Here is a 16,660-nt window from a genome sequence, read left to right on the forward strand (position 1 = left end):
TAAAAAAGAAAGAATATTTTCACTTTTACTCCATCCCGTCTCTTATTATGAGAACAAGGGGAATGAACGGTTTTATTATTTTGAGTACTTAAAAAAGTTCGAAAGAAAACTGGGCTCAAGTTTTTACTTGTCCTAAAAGTTTTGTGGTGTCTGTCCGAATCGTTAATGATGAACCAAGTACAACAATAAATTAGACCGAAACACCTTGTGCCTTAAACAAATCAAAGGCCGGCGTTGCCCTCAACTCTTCTACACTTTTTTGATGTGATTGAGTTATTGATCTTCTTACATTGGTCTAAATTAAAATGAATCTCTGTCGCTATGACAAAGCCGTCCAAATATTTTTTTATATGTTAAATTTTATTTTCTGAAAATATTAAAAAAATAGCCGATAAGTAATATATGGTTTTAGGATTTTAATAGAAAAGGAGAAATATTATGAAAAATCGAGTACAAAATCATATATCTGATGAAACTTTGAGGACTGAAAGAAGTAGGTACCATGTGTTGGTTCAAAATCAAATGCTAAAACAAAATTTTCATGAAAACCGCTACAAAAAAATAGCTTCATTTGTTTATGTAACTTTATTTTTAGGCGGATTCTTTACATGGTCTAGTTCTGGACCAGGAAGCAATATCTATTCTTTAGTCAATGGAATTGTAGATTATATTCGAACTTACATTCCGACTTTTAATAGTACAATCTTTGTATCCCTTATAGTAATTTCACTATTAACAATTGTTCCAATCGCACTAGTGAATGACACAAAGAAAATAAAAGTCAAAATTAATTTTCAATCCTTACTCCGTTATCAAACTCAAAAACGTTTATTCAATCAATTTATAAAACAAAAAATACAAGAAAAAGAAAATGTAGCGGTTAAAACAAATAATGACCTTTTAGAAATTATCGATAAAAAAAGTGACTATAATATAACATTCACTTCGAACGATTTTGAAAACTTTCTTGAAGAAGCTTATGAAAATTATGAAATTAATATCGGGATTGATTTTTTTAGTAATTTAGCAGATTTAATTCTGCTTAATCAATGTATTGAAAATACATTGATATTAAAAGACCTCGGAACCGATAGCACATATTCATTAAAAATTAACGGGAATATTTCCTTATTTTAAAAACAAAACTATTTATTGATCTGATTTTAATTTATAACCTTTATCAGGTACCTTCTAAATCAGCGGAAAAACACTAACAATCCATCGTTCACATTTCATATTTTTTAAAATCGGGTTGTTGAATGGCTTGCCAAAGCATAGGAATTCAAAACTTTATTGTTTCAAAACACAAAAAATCACAAGACCTAGACACGGTCTTGTGACTTTGATTTTTTAGCGAAGCTCTTGACTAAGTGGGATGACGGTCTCGTCTAACGTGATTCGCCATTCTCGTTTCATCGCCGGACCGTACTTTAATGGTAAAGCGTCAGGATTTTCTTCTTTATAACCTGCGAAGTCTTTACTATTGATGATGCCACCGATGTTTGGAATCGGGTCAGCGCCAATGTTGTATTGAACAGCCGAGGCGTATAGTTCTCTCTCCTCCACAAACCACGTCTTAGCAAAATCACGGACAGCTTGTTCGTAAGCAGCTGTGAAATAGCTTCGTTTCAGTGTGAAGATGTCATCTGCTTCAACTTCACCACTATCAATCGCATTTAATATCGATCGGTATACTTCTTTAACAACCTCAGACTTGTTCAACTTCTGAAGCGCCTTTTCAATCTCAGAACGAACGTCGGCATTATTGGCCGAATAAGTACCGAGTAGCTTGTCGATATAGCTCGAGTCGACATCATAGAGCCTCGCAGCATTGTCCCCATAGAACTCGATATCCGAGAAATCAGGCGTGTTGTCCGGGTCAATATCGTCAGGGTCAGGCTCTTCTAATAAAGAGCCTTTGACCGTATTATAACTACCGACGAAATCCTCGATTGTTTTCACTTGGTCCTGAAGTGTCTTCGATTTTTCCATATCATCGTTATACTCGTCATAGGTCACAAGCGCCTCAAAAGCATTACTTAGTTCCTGGAATGCCTTCACGTATTCAATTCGTTCTTCTAAAGTCGAATGTTCATCAATTTCACCAGGATCTGCAGCTAATTCAATTAGTGCTTTATGTGCTTTCTTGAATCGTTTCTTCGATTCTTCGTACGTCGGATAGACGAGGCTCGAATCGTCGTTCTCGTTCGAATAGAGCCGGGTCGCATCCTGGACGTTCTTCTCCATGAGGGCGGGCTTCCGAAACGTGACAATCAATCCTTTCGTCTTTCCCGGGAAGGTTCGGTTCGTTCGGGAGAACGCCTGGATCAGGTTGGCATAACTCAGGTTCCGGTCGACGAAGAGCGTCTGGATGGTCGGCGCATCGAAGCCGGTGAGCAGTCGGTCGACGACAATGACAAGGTCAATCTGATTCCCAAACTCCTTGAACTCCGCCTTCTTACGCGCGAGACGGTTGTTGATGTCCCCGTTGTAGCGCTCGATGTCCTCGATCGACCATGCCGTCCCAAAATACGCGTTATAGTCACCGATGACCTGTCGCATCTCGTCCTCGACCTGTTTCGAGTTGTCCTCGTTCTCCTGCATCGAGTACGTGATGGCGATACGTGGGAAGTCCGGGTCTTCGATTGTACGTCCTTTTCGGATTGGTTGTCCGGCAAACTCGTTCATCATCCAGTCCGGGTCTTGCTTCATCGCCTGGATAGCCTGATAATACCGTTTCGCCATCGCGATCGAGCTCGTCGTCAGAATCGCCGACTTCTGTGGGCGACCGTTCTTGAAGTCGAACTTCGTGTAGGCGTTGTCCGGGCGGAACATCTTATGGATGACCTTCTGGATATGCTCGTCCCGCTCGTACAGGTCATTCGGGATATGCTTCTCCTTCTCCATCGCGTCCATCTGGTCAATGAGCTCGTTCAACTCATTGTCGGAAAGGTCAGCATGCCTCTCGTCCTGACGTAGAATGCTGAAGATGCGGTTGTTTAGCGAGGTCGGTTCGATCGTGTCCTCATGCTCGACCTGGAAGCCGAGCACGGCCCCGTCCTCGAGCGCGTTCTTGATCGTATACGAATGGAGCAGATCCCCATATTGGTCACGCGTCGTACGGGCGAGCTGTCCTTGCGCCTGCTTCTTGTTCTCATTGAAGATCGGTGTGCCGGTGAACCCGAACCAGGTCGAGTTCGGGAAGAAGCCTTTGATGGCCTCCATCCCTTCGGCACTAAGCGCACGGTGACACTCATCGACGACGAAGACGATATGTTGCCCGATGAGTTTTTGGAAGCGATGTGTGCCTTTTTCCTCTTCCTGCTTCTGTGCGATGCGGAGCGCCGCCTCGAGCTTCTGACGCGTCGTGATAATGACCGTGTTCGAGTTCGTGTCGGACAGGAGCGTCTCGCTCAGCTTCTTCGAGCTCGACGTCCCGACAATCAGGCTGTTGGCCGCGGCGTTCCCTGACGAGATGCCGGTGTTGAACTCCGAGGCGAACTTCGTGAACTCGCTCGTCGTCTGGCTGTCGAGGTCCTTCCGGTCAATCAACATGATGGTCCGGTCGACCCCGGGCTTTCGGGCGAAGAGTTTCGTCGAGACGAAGCTCGTCAACGTCTTTCCGGAACCGGTCGCGTGCCAGACGAATCCTGACTCATGTCGCGCCGCCGACGCAAAAAGTGCCTCGATAGCATGAATCTGATAAGGATGTAGGACCATAAGCGCCTTGTTGTCCTGGTCCTCACTGACAATCGTGTAGTTCGCAATTAAGCGATGTGCGTCCGGGATGTTCAACATCTGTTTCACGAACTCGTACAGGTTGTCGACTTTCCGGTTCTCGGTCGTGCGCCAGCTGAAGACGAACTTCCGATGCATGTCCTTCGGGAGCGCGTTCGCGAAATAGCGCGTCGTCTGTTCGTTCGAGATGACGAACAATTGGAGCGTCGAGAAGATGTTGTTGCGGAACAGTCCCTCTTCCGCGTACTTCTTGATCTGATTGTGCGCCTGGTATACCCCGTCCTTCGCCGTCACCTTCTTCAACTCGATCTGGACGATCGGGAGGCCGTTGATGAGGAGGGTCACATCGAAACGACGGTCACGCCCGTCCTCGTCCACCTTCTGCTTGGCAATCTGATGAACGACCTCATACGTCGAGATGCCGCCCCCGATGTCACGGTTCGAGTAGAGAATGAGCGACATCGAGCCGAGCGAGGCATCCTCCCGCTCGATAGTGATGCGGGCGATGCCGTTCTCCCCTTTCAGCCAACGTGCCGCGTCGAACGGTGTCTGCGTCTTCGAGAGGAGCTCCGTCTTGATGGTGTCGAACTCCTTGTCCGTGATGGGATGTTCTCCAATCTCCGATAGGTTGTTGCGTGTGATTTTATGACGAAGGTTGTCCCAGAGGTCCGCCTCCGATTTCAAATCCGGTCGATAGTTCCACTGGTTGTGCCCTTCCCCGAGCACCTCAATCAGTCGATGTTCGACCGCGAGCTCATCACTATGTGTCGTCTTCACCACGATTCCCCTTTTCATCTCATTAGATTATACGAACATCTTTTGAAGGAAGCCCTTCTTCGTTTCCATTAAGACTTCAAGTTCTTTCTCCTTTAATTCGATGACCTCATCCAGTTGTCGGAAGAACTCACCGATTTTGACTTGTTCCTTTTTCTCTGGAACTAAGAAACTCATTTCTGAGAATTCACTTTTATTCACAATTTGCATCGTTCCTGATGCTGCTTTATTCTTCATCTCTTTTGACCAAAAATAGGATTGAGTCAATAAAAAGTAAGAATCATTACTTTTGAACGGTGTCAGAGAATTAATTTGTTGATTGAAACTCGCATAACCCTCTACCATGGTATTTTTTCCGATACTAGCAATTGAAGTTACTAGAATAGAATAGGGTTCTACGATACGGGCTTTTTCTTGTCCCTTCAGAGATAGTTTTTTAGCACTATTTTTAGTGACCATGCCTTTTATATCAGTAGGAGTAATCCACAACATACCTTCTTCGGAATAATTATCAATGTCACCTGTTGAAGGAGTCGCACCCGTCTTTATCTCTCCAAGATTTTTGAGTTTACAATCAGACCATGGTCTGTCAAATTCTTTAAATCTCAGTTGCGGGAGTGATTCACCTTTTTTAGGAAACATCTTTTGCAAGAAACCTTGTTTGGTTTGTTTGAGGGCTTCAAGTTCTTGCTGATGAAGAGAAATCGTATCGTCTAAGTTTTTAAAAAATTTGCCGATTTTCATTTGCTCTTCTTTATTTTCGGGAAAATTGAAAAACATTTCTTTTATAGCAGTTCCTGATGTCAAAGCTCTAGTTGTCATAGAACTTTTTTTCTTCATTTCTTCCCTAAAGGAAGCAGTAAAAAAGACGTAACTTTTAAAATCTAAAGTAAGAGGATCTTCCCCTATTGCCCGTCCTCTCAATACAAAACCACTAAACACCGTGTCAATTGCATCATTAATCATTACGGAGGGAAGTCCTATTTCATTAATTGTCTCAGATGTTCTTGTGAAAAAAATATCGCCCTGCTTCACATTGTAATTTTGAATTTCTTTTGTTGATAATTGAACTTTACCTTTTAATTGTTCAAAGAAGATTCTTCTGTTATGAAATACATCGGTAAAGTTTACAATTGGTGTACCGGATCCGAAAAATTCTTTTTCTTTGTTTAATCCGTTTTTAAATGTATAAAAATCTCCGATTTTCTTCTGTTCCCATCTCTCTGAAAACGATGGGAATCTAATTTCAGGTTGCATATTATTTTTCACGTTTAAACACCTCTAACGCCCCTTGAATCCATTCGTCTTCTTTTTGGTCATATTGAAGAGATGAAATCATTTCAAAAAGACTCGCTTCCAGCTCTGCTTTCTTTTCACGAACTGCTTTTAACTCACTCCCGATCGTTGCCAAATCAATAAGTTCTTCTTCTTCAAACGTATCGACATATCTTGGGATATTGAGGTTGAAATCATTTTCTTTAATCTCATCGAAACTAGCGACATAAGCATATTTCTCACCTGTTTCTCGCATTTTATACGTTTCAACGATTCGGTTTATATGCTCAGTCGAGAGTTTGTTCTGATTTTTCTCTTTAGTAAAGTCCTTACTCGCATCGATGAAGAGTACATCACGCGTCTCACGATTCTTCTTCAAGATGACGACCGTTGTCGGAATCGAGGTACCAAAGAACATGTTTCCTGGTAACCCGATGACCGCATCGATACTTCCATCTTCCAACAGCTTCTTACGAATGACACCTTCTGCCGCTCCACGGAAAAGAATCCCGTGAGGCAAGACAATCGCCATCGTCCCCGAATCTTTCAGGTGATAGAAACCATGAAGGAGGAAAGCGAAGTCTGCTTTCGTCTTCGGTGCCAACTTCCCGTATCGGTTGAAACGTGAATCATCGAGGAATGTGTCGTCCGCTGACCATTTTGCTGAATATGGTGGATTCATGAGAACCGAGTCGAACGTGTACGGCTCATCTGTTGGCCAGTCCTTGTTCAAGGTGTCCCCGTTACGTAGACGCATGTCCTCACTGTCGACCCCATGAAGGATCAAGTTCATCTTCGCCAAGTTGAACGTCGTCGTGTTCAACTCTTGACCATGATACTTCACGCTGTCCGGATAGTCGAGATAGTTACGGACGTTCAACATGAGCGAGCCAGAACCCATCGTCGGGTCGAAGACACTGAAGAGTTTTTTGTCTTCTTGGCCGATGGTGACGATGCGTGCCATCATATCCGAAACTTCATGTGGGGTATAGAATTCTCCGGCTTTTTTCCCTGCCTCTGATGCGAATTGGCTGATCAGGAACTCATATGCGTCCCCGATGACATCCCCACCATGACCTACGAGGTCGACATGAGCCAATTTCTTCAATACCTCTGTGATTGTGATGTTGCGTTGTTGGTCATCTGATCCAAGCTTCTTCGACTTCAAATCCACATCATCGAACAGGCCGTTAAATTGCTCATATTTTGAGGCCAACTCGACGAACGCCTTGTTGAGGTCGTTCAACTGGAAGATATTTTGCTGTGCATGGTCGGCCAAAACATTGAAAAGATATTCTGGCGCGATGTCGTAACCGAGTGTGTCGACCAATGTCTCGATCAAATCATCCTTGATCTCATCATCTGACATGAGCTCTATGTAAAGTTCCGTTTGTTTCTTTTGCGTATCGTAGTCCTCTAGCGAGGCGTCGGCGCTCACAACCACCTTCTCCAAGAGCTTGTCTGAGAGATATTTATAGAAGATAAGGCCTAGCAGGTAGTTCTTATATTCTGAGGCGTCCATTTTGCTGCGAAGGTTGTCCGCTGTGCTGAACAATTTTTGATTCAATGCTGACATATTTCTGTCTCCTATCTAATATTCGAAGTTTAGTGTTTAAAAAATTATTCCACACTAAGAATTATAGCGTTTTTGATAGATATCCGAAAGTAACACCCTGCCGATTATTTTACACACTCGCTTCTTAATTCTATAAAAGTTATCATTTCTCAATGAGATATCATGAGCTTTTGTATACTCTAATTTCAACGTTCAACACATTCTTTTAGGGCATAATCGCTCTACCAATCACAATAATTTATCTGGATGCATATGCCAGATGAACTATAATGAAGAAAATTAAACTTTAGGAGTGGTTTTGTATAAATATTTTCACTGAATTTAACCCATCTCTAGAATCCTACTTTAGATCAATCATTTTATTCGGTCGTAACGTGGCTTCATATAAATTTGCCATGGCAAAGTCTTTATTGGAATTAAATCAACATCAAACGAATACGTTTATTTCTCTTGAAGATGTATCTATTCCATTCGCTCATCATGTGTGTGAACACTTAAAAATAAGTGATAAACAAGCTACCTCTTCTTCAAGTAAATTTTTAGACATTTGTCGAGGGTATAACGCCGGAAGTGTATCCCATGAACAATTAATTGATGCCACTAAAAAACTAGGATTCGTAAATGTATTGGACGCATTTCATAATGTTAGCAATGGAACACTCCCTGTTTCCTTTTTCGAGGTACAAAAACACGGAAAAACTAAAGGAATCGTTTTAACCGATGACCTGTATAATGTTTTACAATCTGTTCAATCTGAGAATTTTGCACTAGAAGTAGAGGCAAGATGGCGACTAGTTGAAACAGCCTGGAGTTTAAATATTGCGCCTTCTCTCTTAAATGTGAAGCACGATACCGTTGCGGAACAGTTCTTTATTCAAGAAACGGATCGACATAAACGAATCAATATTACTTCTTCTAGGGACGCTTTAAATGGTTATCAAAAAGGAAAATGTTTTTACTGTTTCCGTGATATTAGTATTCAATCAGGGGATCTTAATTTAGCTGATGTTGATCACTTCATTCCGCATACTTTAGGTCCCGAATTTGAAGAAAATTTGAATGGCATTTGGAACTTAGTGTTAGCATGCCAAAGCTGTAACCGAGGAGAGAATGGAAAATTTGCACGCATCCCTTCTCTTGAATATTTAGAGCGGCTTCATCGAAGAAACGAATTTTTCATCGAAAGTCATCACCCCTTACGCGAAACCTTACTTAATCAAACCGGTGCTTCTACTGACGCGCGCATTAAATATTTACAAACGATGTATAACTTAAGTGTGTCTTTATCAGGCGGAATACGTTGGAAACCTACTTTTGAATTACCAGCTTCTTTTTAAATAAATTTATGGTGATTTTTGATCTAACTCTAGTACTTGTGTTCTATATATATAAATAAGACATAACTCTGACTGGTGGTTTTACTCTTATACAAGCTATACCAACGAGCATTTCTTGTTTCGAGAATCAACATATAACGGATCAGCTTCCTACGTGTTAATTTTAGTCATGCAAATACAGTGTTACGACACGGTGATTCGACATCACATACGTAACATCGGGCAAGATATAGTAGTCTCGATTGTTCATTGAATACGAGATCGGCCACCCAATGAGTTCTCGATAGATGAATTGCTTCATCTCATATATCGAGAACTCATTGCCGATCCGTTGTTTAAATCGCTCGACGGCGTGCTTGGATAAAGTGATTGACTGTTTCATAATCCGTAAAACCTCCTTGGTGATGATGACGTAGTTGTCTGCGATACAACGTGAAAATTGGTCGATTATGTGCGATATACCACTGAATCAATGACTCAACAAACGCAATTGCGTTTCGATTCTTTTGTGGTGACTCGAGCAACACTTCGTAATCTGGAATGAATAGAACTGTTTGCGGAAGCATAGAATTAGGTTGTTCAAGGTATTGAACAACCATTTGAAAGACCGTTTCGTAATCAACAGGAGCAGCGGCATCGACAAGAGACTGCAGATAAGACTTGTATTGAACAAACATCTGATGAACCACCGCAGTCGAAAAATAGTTAAAAATCGTCTGATCATGATTCAAGTAATTTCGGAACAAATGAGTAAACTGTGTTTTAGTTACCGAACTGTTCGACGGAAAAACATGACGGATCGCCTCGTTCATATAGTGTCCGACGTAATTTGGGCGGACCGGTAAGGCGCGATCAATCCATTGATGATACGTAAAGTGACGATTTGTAGGCTGTAATTGAAGCGTTGTACGACGACGTGTAAGTACGTAGACTGCTTGTGGATAGAATTTTTCTAATGCGTCGTGCATAGATCGTGTGGTTTGTGTAGACGCTTCAGATAGTTGATTCATAAGATTAGCTCCTTTGGTTTTTAATTTCAGTCACGCGTGGCGGTAGCCGCACCCATCACTTCATTCGAAGACGGTGTCACAAAGCCGATGTGCGAAAAACTATAGTTAGTGGGACTGTGCGACCTAACGAATCAGCATCGAAAGAAGTATTCATAAAATTTCAGGCTAACCCGGCGGCAGCCGGCAGGAAGCTGATATGGCGAGAACGGTGTTTCAAAATCAAAATACGAAAAACTGTAGTTAGCAGGACTCCGCGATCTCACAAATCAGCTCCGAGAGAAGCATTTTTGACTTCAATCACACCCGGCGGTAGCCGGCAGAAGGTCAATAAATCGTGGACGATGTCTCAATACTGATCTGCGAAAAAGAGCTCGCTCTATTCATCGGGCAGCTTGTCTGCCCATCTTTTAAACGCACAAAAAAGGAAAGGATGCCTGCGGTATTACCACACGTTCCTTTCCTTGATACGTTATGAACAATTCTGATACTGCCCTATTTCTTCTGACCATACATAGATGTGTCGATGTAAGTGGGAGCCACATACCTGACAAGATGTCGTCTCATTCGTCGTTTTTTGTTCTAATCGAATTTGATGAAGAGATTCTTTTAAATTCCCTCCAAACGCAATAAGTCGTCTCTTAAATAAGGCCTTCTCAAATGAATCAAACACCCGGTGCTTCATGATGCTGTTTAAATCGGATACTTTCATTGGATACTTACAGACTTCTAAAATCGCTCGTGTTAATGCGTCTTTTGTATCTGACTTGTGAGAACGAACACGTCGAACGTCTACCACTGGATCGTATGAAACACCTAAACTTTCTTTCCAAAGACGCATCCAGACCGATTGCGACAAATAGTATTTCCCCGAAAAGTAAGATGGCGGTACATTGATTAATACATGAAAATGCGGATGAAATGTCTGTTCCTTTTCATTGTATGTAACTTCCAGTGCTCGAAACCACCCTTTTACAACAGAGCGAAATGCTTTGCGCTGCGAAAATCGTTGCCAGCTTTTCATCATTAAATCAATTTGACTGGCTAACTCATCATGATCACTATTTCGAATCGTCAAAGTTAAGAAAATCCAATTCTCATGTCGAACCTTATGTACATGTAACCACTCAATGGCTTGACCCAATTCTTGACCAATTATATGAGAACGATGAACAGTACACGTCGGACAATATCGATTCTTACAATATTGAATACTTGTTTTCTTTTGATCGACATGTTCCTCACACTGGTGCTCTAAGACAATTCGACTACACTGCCGAATGGATTCAGCTGCATGCTGCTTTCCAATCAATTCGTACTCCTGACTTAACGTTCTTTTAATCCGATCGAATTGATGTAAAGCTTTATATTTTTTATCTTTCAACAACTCAAGCACCTCTAACATACATTATTTAACTATATTATCAGTTTATCAGGTATTGAAAGGGAATGATTATCATTTTACAAGAAGAGGAAATGAGTTATTCATGCGATATACTTTAAAATGAATGAAAGAAGTATGGAGGGAACGAACATGAGCGTAGGATGGAGCGGTAGCATTCCGGAGTTTTTACAGCTAGATCAACATCAATTTTTAGAAGCTTTACATCAGTCGATTCCAGACGCTTCAGATAGCCAACATCGGGCTTGGATTGATACATATGAAAAATTACAACTTGTTTTCCGAACAACCCCTAATCTGAACGCATATCTCCTCTTTGAATATCAGATTTTAAGAGGTGGAGGTCGCCGTCCGGATGTTTTATTACTCGTCAACAATCAGTTATTTGTGATTGAGTGTAAAAGCTACAATTCATGTAGCCCAGGCAATGTAGAAAATCTGCAAACCTCTTTATATGTCCGAGATCTAGAATATTACCATTCAGTAATACAAAATACAGCAATCGAGGTTCATGGTATTTTACTCTTTACGAATTTCCGAGATGAACGCTTGATATTAGATAATAAATATAAGATTTATCTGGCATCGATGCATGGGTTTAAGCGAATTATCAACAAAGTACTATTACGAAATGATTCCCCTGCTCTTCGTATTGAAGAGTTTTTAGAGGGTACTTATCAACCCGCTCCATCAATTATCGAAGCGGCACAAACCATTATGAAGCAGGAACCGCTTCCACGTGTTCGAGCTCTTAATAGTAGCAATTTTGAACATGTATACAGATCTGTACAATCCATTATTGAACAAGCAAAGTCACATAATGAGCATCATCTTGTCTTGATTACCGGAGAACCCGGTGCAGGTAAAACATACTTAGGTTTAAGAATCGCACATGATCACCCTGAAGCCATTTATCTATCTGGAAATGGACCACTTGTAGACGTCCTTCAACATACACTTCAAAATCATACATTTGTGCAAAGTCTTTATAACTACAAAATGGATTACTTAAAACGCCAATCGACTCCACACGAACAAATTATCATTTTTGATGAAGCACAACGCGCATGGGATATGAATAAAGTAAATCAGTCGTTAGTAAATAAGAATATACCTATTCCTAATCTGAGTGAGCCTGACATTGTCATGAATATTGCAACCGAACGCAAAGATTGGAGTGTCACGATTGGCTTAGTCGGTGAAGGACAAGAAATATATTCCGGAGAAGAGGGAGGCCTTCCTTTATGGAATGAGGCGTTGATTGATAAACATGTGATCGTACACGGTAAACAGGATGCTACATTCTTTACGCATGCTGCTCGTGTCCAGACATCTGAAATGCTGCACTTAGACACTTCCTTACGATCACATGCAGCACTCGAATATAGTCGCTTTGTTAAAAGTATCATTGATGCAGATTTTCAAACCGCTGCTTCAATCGGACAACACTTAGACACGTCACGCTTTCATCTCCGCATCACGCAAAATCTTGACATAGCAAAAATGGTTGCTCAAGATCTGTATACAGATGATACCAAAACGATTGGTGTTGTTTGCGCAGGTGGAGCAGATCATCAAAAAGAAATTAAAGTACTACCTCGTAATGATCGATACGAGAGTCCTTCAAAAATTGCGCAATATTTTAACGTACCCACTTCTCCTTTCTATTGTAGAACGTTAAATTACGCAATCACTGAGTTTCAGTCGCAAGGACTAGAGCTCGATTTCGCAATATTGCAGTGGGACAATGACTTCTATGTAAAAGATGGCCAATGGGTCGGAACTCATTTTCAACGAAACGTTGAGGACCCGCTCCAGATCAAACGAAATGCATATCGCGTTAATTTAACTAGAGGGCGTGATGGTCTTATTATCTATATCCCTAATAAGACAGAACTCGAGGAAACCTGGTATACATTTAAGGACATCTTACGCATTCCAGAATTATAAAAAAAGAATGTCGCTACATCATGTAGCAACATTCTTTTTTGTATACAACACGATAGAGTTCAAGTGTAAACATTTCGACGTCGAAATGTTTACACCCTAAGATAAAAACGTTTGGATAAACGATATTAAGCTTTGTTCGATATCTTCACACTGAACAAACACAATTCTTACTTGAATCCCATCATCACTCGTAAATACGATATCTTCATCAACATGGAATCCGTCATGCAGAGGATACATTAAAAAGATTTCGTTTGTGCCGTATTTCTTTCCATAAGCATACATCTGATACATGTCTGCCTGTGATATGCCATAGTTGCGACTTGGTAGATATTCGAGTACTTTCCACTTCGTGTCTATAATCATAGTTTGTTGTGTGACGCTATGACGAAGCACAATATCTGGCCGTAAAGCGAATTTTTTCTCGAATAAATGATAACTACGATCCTGCAATGATATGTTCCAATTTGAATCATGCAACAAATGCTTCAAGGATTTCCCTACGTAGTTTTCGAATAATCGTTCCATTGGATATAACAAAGAATTCATCGCTATATCCCCGGAGAAACTTGTAAAACTCTGCTTATTTAAAAACACTTTAGCCCAATTTAAAGCATTTTCGTAATGAATCATATTTCGACCTAACTGAACAAGTGAAAAATCGTGTTCTATAGAGGATGATGTTTCAACGGCATCCATGTGATAAAGTAACTGTTTAATATCTTTTCGATTTAACTCATTTGCAGATACTTTGTTTAAGTATACAAGCGTAGTCTTTAGCAAGCGATTCTCCGCTCGATTCAGGCCAAACTCATCATATGATACATAAAATCGCTCTCGATGCGTTAGGTTATGGCGAATCTGTTTCGAGAAATTCATTTTACCTTTATAAACCGTTAAGTTATCTTCAACAGGATAATAACTAGATTGTAACCCTTTACGAATAATGATCTGCATTTCTCGAATATATAATCTAATGAACACTTCAAACAGAGGCATAGCTTCAATACTCAAACTAGCCACATTAAATGATTTACTTGGAAAGTCCCCAAGTGTCTTTAGCATTTTTAACAAGACTGTTTTTGATTCTGATTTCGTTACCCCGTGAATTTTAGGGAGGATTTGAATTTGTTGATGCTGATTAATTTGTAAGACACCTACGTAATTTTTCGCTCGAATTACTTTCCCAACACCACGCTTAGCGGAAAGTGACAAAAAGTCAATCGCTGCTGAGTCTCCAAATGTGACATTCATCTGGAGAACAATTTGCTCTAGTTGATCGAATGATTTTTGATCAATCCTATTAGGACCGGTACCAACCGCTAAAGTATCATGCTCTAACACTTCAATGACTTTAGCTTTTACCATTATTCATAAATCTCTCGATAGCTTGCTGGATTAGAAAAGGCCGATCGTTGCAATGTATATTGCTTCTCCAGTAAGTCAATTTCTGGATTGCCTTTAAAAACATATTGAACGTTTACGTCAGACTCTCGAATAAATTTGAGAGAATCTTCTTTTGCATTATCCCCTAGAACCATTTGAATCTTACTATAATCCTCATAGAAGTATTCTTGTAGCAATGGAATGATTGAATTGATAAAAATACTACTCAACGCTTCAAGTGTCGGATTACTCTTGAGTGATACAAAGTATGCATGTCCTAACATATGCTCACGGTCATATAGCACTTCGATTCGTTGATTCATCGCTCTCAACATGTCTTCTACACGAATTGAGTCGACGATTACTCCGGCTAAGACATTCTCATCTGGCATCATTTCAATGAATTGAAACCTTCTTCTCAGTGCAGTGTCCATCAATGCAATGGATCGATCCGCGGTATTCATCGTTCCTAAAATGTATATGTTATCGGGAACACCAAATTCAGTTTTTGAATAAGGTAGTTGGACTTTCATTTCTTCATCCGCCCCGATACGTTTCGAAGGTTCAATGAGTGTGATTAGTTCGCCTAAAATTTTTGAAATGTTTCCTCGGTTAATTTCATCAATAATGAAAACATAGGGTTCTCTATTTTTTGATGTGACCAGCCCTTGCTGCGGCATATGTGGCTGTAAAATAGTTTGTATGTCTTGCAACGTTAATCGATTTAATTTGTATACAGTTTTTTGAACCAGGACCTTTCCGCCGTTTAAATCTAATATGTTTTCATGTATATCTTTAGCGAGCCACTTTACTTTTCTACTACGTTTATAATGAGTAATTTCAAGATTATTCTTATCTTTTACATAATCCTCTTTAGAGTCTAACCATTCAGGCGCACCTATAATGACTCCGATCGCATCAATGTGTTTTTGATCACTTAAAGATAAAACAATATCCCCTTCCTCCATTTCATTTTGAAAGTTATTTAGAATATCTTTTACAGTTCCTTCTGGTTCTTTTGTTCCGCCTAATAGGTTTTCTCCAAAGTGATCCCATCCAATTCGGATTCGATTATTCTCAAAACAATCACGTTTTAATTCACTAACACCACTTCCGCCGAGAGAAACTTTCCAAATCTGTGCATTTCGTTTAATTCCATAGGACGTTAAAAAATCCCCAGGTTCACTAGCAGTTTCACAAAAACCTTTGAAAATTCCTGGCTGAATTTGATACTCAATTTGAATCTGTTCACTATCTAGAGTTGGTTTGATCCCCTCTATAAACTCTTCGTATCCATATGATTGATGGAAAGTTGTAAACGCGATCCTGTTTTTGACTTTGTAGCTATTGTATCGCTTCAATACGTCATCATAAGACTCATTTTGAAGAGCTTCTAACGAGACATGTTCAATAATACTTACTGCATATAAAACGGTATGATACGTTTTACCGGTTCCAGGCGGTCCATACAGAATAATATTTTTATCGTACATCGACTGACTCTCCTTAGTGTTTCCGATTTTTAGCGATTGTTGGTCAGAAGGGGGAGTATCTTTAATAATGTAGTCATAGCATTGTTTCAGTATTTCAAAAGCCTTTGATAGCTCTTCAAAAATGTTTTCATTTGAATATTCACGTTCTTCGATCTCGGACGAAGACAGCATGTACACGAGCTGTACTTTCTTATACTCTTTTGAGTTTATTTTAGTTCGAATTTCTTCTGCAGTTTCATCACTGTTCATGAAGCCTAACGTTTGATCAGTTGATATGACATATGAGTAATGTGTGTCTTCTGGAAGTGGATAATCTAGTAAACGGTGATGTCTTTCTCTATCTTCCTCGGTTACCCCTTCTTGTTTTAACTCAATTGATAACCTGAACTGTACCTGTCCCTGAACTTTTTCAGCAAATATTGAAAGACTAGTTGGAATATGTACATGACCTTCTTGTTTTAATTGTGCCCATAGATAAGAACGAATCGCTGTATTCGAACCATCTAACCATTTAGATTTCGAAGGGGGAATTAAATCATACATACTCGCAAATGCTTTTGATAATTTATGTAATTCATCAGCGGCTCTCCCACCGCTCTTTTTCCGTTCTATCATTTCATCTTTAGTTTCTAATGGTACTCGATCTGGACTTGTATATTTCTCGCCTGCGTACTTAGATAAGTGCGTTAGAATCGCATTAAAATTAATCTCAGAGTTCATTC

General features: G+C 40.3%; 11 protein-coding genes. 3 read left to right on the forward strand and 8 right to left on the reverse strand.

The window, feature by feature from the left end:
- The first annotated feature begins 438 nt into the window (after positions 1–438).
- Positions 439–1,137, forward strand: coding sequence for a hypothetical protein (locus KNO98_RS13740; protein ID WP_214701422.1), 699 nt, complete (start codon positions 439–441; stop codon positions 1,135–1,137).
- 213 nt (positions 1,138–1,350) lie between these two features.
- Here the strand turns inward: KNO98_RS13740 and KNO98_RS13745 are convergent, their stop codons facing one another.
- From KNO98_RS13745 to KNO98_RS13755, 3 genes are read right to left on the reverse strand one after another with little or no spacing between them, the layout of a single operon-like run.
- Positions 1,351–4,518, reverse strand: coding sequence for a type I restriction endonuclease subunit R, EcoR124 family (locus KNO98_RS13745; protein ID WP_214701424.1), 3,168 nt, complete (start codon positions 4,516–4,518; stop codon positions 1,351–1,353).
- Between the two features lie 24 nt (positions 4,519–4,542).
- Positions 4,543–5,781, reverse strand: coding sequence for a restriction endonuclease subunit S (locus tag KNO98_RS13750; RefSeq protein WP_214701426.1), 1,239 nt, complete (start codon positions 5,779–5,781; stop codon positions 4,543–4,545).
- On the reverse strand, positions 5,771–7,363 hold the full coding sequence (locus KNO98_RS13755; RefSeq protein WP_214701428.1) for a type I restriction-modification system subunit M: 1,593 nt from the start codon (positions 7,361–7,363) through the stop codon (positions 5,771–5,773). Before KNO98_RS13755 ends, KNO98_RS13750 begins: the two co-directional genes overlap by 11 nt.
- A 374-nt stretch (positions 7,364–7,737) precedes the next feature.
- Between KNO98_RS13755 and KNO98_RS13760 the strand changes: the two genes are divergently transcribed.
- Positions 7,738–8,700, forward strand: a complete 963-nt coding sequence (locus KNO98_RS13760; protein ID WP_371742826.1) for an HNH endonuclease — start codon at positions 7,738–7,740, stop codon at positions 8,698–8,700.
- Between the two features lie 163 nt (positions 8,701–8,863).
- Here KNO98_RS13760 and KNO98_RS13765 read toward each other — a convergent pair whose 3' ends face one another.
- From KNO98_RS13765 to KNO98_RS13775, 3 genes are all read right to left on the reverse strand, one after another.
- On the reverse strand, positions 8,864–9,082 hold the full coding sequence (locus tag KNO98_RS13765; RefSeq protein ID WP_214701429.1) for a hypothetical protein: 219 nt from the start codon (positions 9,080–9,082) through the stop codon (positions 8,864–8,866).
- Positions 9,036–9,710, reverse strand: a complete 675-nt coding sequence (locus KNO98_RS13770; protein ID WP_214701430.1) for a hypothetical protein — start codon at positions 9,708–9,710, stop codon at positions 9,036–9,038. The genes KNO98_RS13765 and KNO98_RS13770 overlap by 47 nt, the downstream gene beginning before the upstream one ends.
- 469 nt (positions 9,711–10,179) lie before the next feature.
- Positions 10,180–11,091 carry a protein rep gene (locus KNO98_RS13775; RefSeq protein WP_214701431.1) on the reverse strand — a complete coding sequence of 304 codons (912 nt, stop codon included), beginning with the start codon at positions 11,089–11,091 and terminating at the stop codon, positions 10,180–10,182.
- A 150-nt stretch (positions 11,092–11,241) separates the two neighbouring features.
- Between KNO98_RS13775 and KNO98_RS13780 the strand changes: the two genes are divergently transcribed.
- Positions 11,242–13,059, forward strand: coding sequence for a DNA/RNA helicase domain-containing protein (locus KNO98_RS13780; protein WP_214701432.1), 1,818 nt, complete (start codon positions 11,242–11,244; stop codon positions 13,057–13,059).
- A 96-nt stretch (positions 13,060–13,155) separates the two neighbouring features.
- Here the strand turns inward: KNO98_RS13780 and KNO98_RS13785 are convergent, their stop codons facing one another.
- A complete protein-coding gene (locus tag KNO98_RS13785; protein WP_214701433.1) occupies positions 13,156–14,427 on the reverse strand; it encodes an McrC family protein in 1,272 nt (423 codons plus the stop codon).
- Entirely contained in the window at positions 14,427–16,658 is a 2,232-nt protein-coding gene (locus tag KNO98_RS13790; protein ID WP_251130033.1) for an AAA family ATPase, read from the reverse strand. The genes KNO98_RS13785 and KNO98_RS13790 overlap by 1 nt, the downstream gene beginning before the upstream one ends.
- Positions 16,659–16,660 lie beyond the last annotated feature (2 nt).

Source organism: Exiguobacterium sp. s57 (assembly GCF_018617685.1).
Classification (GTDB): domain Bacteria; phylum Bacillota; class Bacilli; order Exiguobacteriales; family Exiguobacteriaceae; genus Exiguobacterium; species Exiguobacterium marinum.

Coding starts and splice junctions, on each gene's coding strand:
- KNO98_RS13740 (WP_214701422.1), top strand. CDS start 439: ATGAAAAATCGAGTACAAAATCATATATCTGATGAAACTTTGAGGACT.
- KNO98_RS13755 (WP_214701428.1), bottom strand. CDS start 7,363: ATGTCAGCATTGAATCAAAAATTGTTCAGCACAGCGGACAACCTTCGC.
- KNO98_RS13765 (WP_214701429.1), bottom strand. CDS start 9,082: ATGAAACAGTCAATCACTTTATCCAAGCACGCCGTCGAGCGATTTAAA.
- KNO98_RS13770 (WP_214701430.1), bottom strand. CDS start 9,710: ATGAATCAACTATCTGAAGCGTCTACACAAACCACACGATCTATGCAC.
- KNO98_RS13780 (WP_214701432.1), top strand. CDS start 11,242: ATGAGCGTAGGATGGAGCGGTAGCATTCCGGAGTTTTTACAGCTAGAT.
- KNO98_RS13785 (WP_214701433.1), bottom strand. CDS start 14,427: ATGGTAAAAGCTAAAGTCATTGAAGTGTTAGAGCATGATACTTTAGCG.
- KNO98_RS13790 (WP_251130033.1), bottom strand. CDS start 16,658: ATGAACTCTGAGATTAATTTTAATGCGATTCTAACGCACTTATCTAAG.